This window comes from Neisseria sp. P0009.S007 (assembly GCF_051962515.1).
Map to the genome: position 1 here is coordinate 1 of NZ_JBQCVF010000214.1, position 2,245 is coordinate 2,245.

The 2,245-nt window shown below is 51.0% G+C and carries 2 protein-coding genes and 1 pseudogene; all 3 read right to left on the bottom strand.

What is annotated here, in order from left to right; all coding sequences use genetic code 11:
- Window positions 1–746, bottom strand: a pseudogene (locus ACTHS3_RS11720) (DNA mismatch repair protein MutS); the annotation flags it as partial.
- Window positions 747–843: 97 nt separating this feature from the next.
- Window positions 844–1,794 (bottom strand): DUF4424 family protein, encoded by a 951-nt coding sequence (locus tag ACTHS3_RS11725; RefSeq protein WP_070608184.1) that lies wholly within the window; start codon window positions 1,792–1,794, stop codon window positions 844–846.
- Window positions 1,795–1,862: 68 nt separating this feature from the next.
- Window positions 1,863–2,245 (bottom strand): pantoate--beta-alanine ligase (locus ACTHS3_RS11730; RefSeq protein WP_440368011.1); only part of this gene is annotated, 383 nt, incomplete at its 5' end.

The following is a 2,245-nucleotide window of genomic DNA, read 5'->3' on the forward strand; positions in this document are numbered from 1 at the left end:
ATCAGGTTTTGCGTCAGGCGGATGTTGTTCAGCAGCGCGCCCGCCGCACCGACGGCGGCTTCGTGTTCTTTGCCGTCCAAACCGAAGCCATGCAGGTCTTGGCAGCCGAAGTATTCGGTCAACAACTTCTCGCCGGCGTCGGCGGCAAACTGCCACGAGTTCAGGCGCGTGATGTTGGCTGAGTTTGCCTGAAAACTGTCAGGCAGGCTCTTACCGTCAGGTAACAGGATTTCCGCCGCCTGCAAACGCGCCAGCTCGTCAGCGAGTTTGTCCGCCGTCGTCAGCTTGGTTTTGAATTCGCCGCTTTGCAAAGATGCCCATGCGATGGCGATGTGTTTTTTATCCGCGTTCACCGCCGCGATGCGGTTGGTTTCCTTGTCTTCCAAAAACGCCGCGTCGGTCAGCGTGCCGGGCGTCACAATGCGCACGACTTTGCGCTCCACCGGCCCTTTGCCTGCGCCGACTTCGCCCACCTGCTCGCACACCGCCACGCTTTTGCCCATCTTAACCAGTCGCGCAAGATACTGCTCCGCCGCATGAAACGGCACGCCCGCCATCTTAATCGGCACGCCGTCCATCTGCCCGCGCGTGGTCAGGGTGATATCCAGCAGCTTTGCCGCTTCCACCGCGTCATCCAAAAACAACTCGTAAAAGTCGCCCATACGGTAAAACACCAGCTTGTCGGCGTGTTGCGATTTGATAGCGAGATACTGCTGCATCATCGGGGAAACGGTGGGTTTGGACATGGAAAAGCCTTAGAAACGCAAAAGTATTATTGTAACAAAAGGCCGTCTGAAAACCTAAATAAGCTTTCAGACGGCCTTTTATATGTGCCGAATAAGATTAGTCATAAACGAAAATAATATCTAAGTCTTTTTTCGGCAGGAAATTTTCTTTGACTGCTTGGAAGCGGTTCGGCCCTACTTTGCGCAAGGATTTGTCCCAGCAGAGTGACAACACAGTATTGGGCTCGCGGTCTATGGTCAAAGTGAATTTACCGATAGGTTTTGCCCAGTTGGCACCTGTGGTCAGGACATAGCCCAAATGGTGATAGACCTTCGTAGCTTCTTTCACATTTTTAAAGCCTTTAAGGAAGTTTTCATCCATACAGTACTCATCTATGAATGCTTTGCTGTCTTTGGCTTTGAGCGAAGGCAGGAAGCTGCCGCCAACCAACGGGGTGTATTGGTGTTTGATTTCGGTTACAGCGTTGGCTTTAAAGGTTTGCTTCCAGCTGTAAATAATCTGCGCCGACCAATACGTCCAGCCCATTGTGTTCAATTCGCTGGCTGGAAGCAAGGATTTGATTTTAGGCGAGCTGCAAGTACGAATTTTCTTATTGAGCTTTTCGATATCTTTGTTTTGCGTCCATGGGTGCATCAACTCCTGATCGCTCAAACCGCATTTTTTCAAGTCGGCGGTTACATCCACCAACGTTCCGTTACTACGTTCAAAATAGGCACGGACGTAGGCTTGCGGGCGGACAGGTTTGCCGTCGGCGTAAATGCGGAAGCTGTCAACCAAGCCCTTGGTGTCGGCAAAGTCGGAAACTGTAGCCGCAGGAACGATGGGCAAAGGAAAAAGAACAGTTTCAGTAATGTCTTGCGAGGAGGTGTTTTTAAACTTGTAATGCACGCGGATTTGCTTTTCGCTGATGTGCAAATCTTCGCTCTGCATATCGATATGCGGATTTTTCAGATATTTGATGCCGCTTGTACTGACCGTACCCATACTGTCATTGGCATGAGCGGCCCCAGCCAGCAGAAAAAGCAAGATTAAAGCTTTTTGTTTCATGATTTAACCCCTTTGAAACAGGCCGTCTGAAAAACAGGTTTCAGACGGCCTTTAACAGCGGCTTGGTTTTAAGCCAAAGCCACTTCCAAATTATCAATCAGGCGCGTGGTACCCAAACGGGCGGCGGCAAGCACCACCAATTCTTTATCGCCGACATGAGCCACTGCCAAGTTCTGTGCATGGCGGATTTCAACGTAATCAACCACCCAGCCGGCATCGGTCAAACGGCGGATACATTCGGCCTCAAGCTGAGCGTAATCCAGATTGCCGTTTTTCAGGGCGGCGGCAATGTTTTGCAACTCTTGATAGAGGCGTGGCGCTTCTGCGCGCTCTGCTTCGCTCAAATATTGGTTGCGGCTGGAAAGTGCCAGGCCGTCTGAAGCGCGGCCGGTGTCGACCGGGACGATTTCAATATTGAAATTCAAGTCTTCGACAAAGCCTTTAATAATCG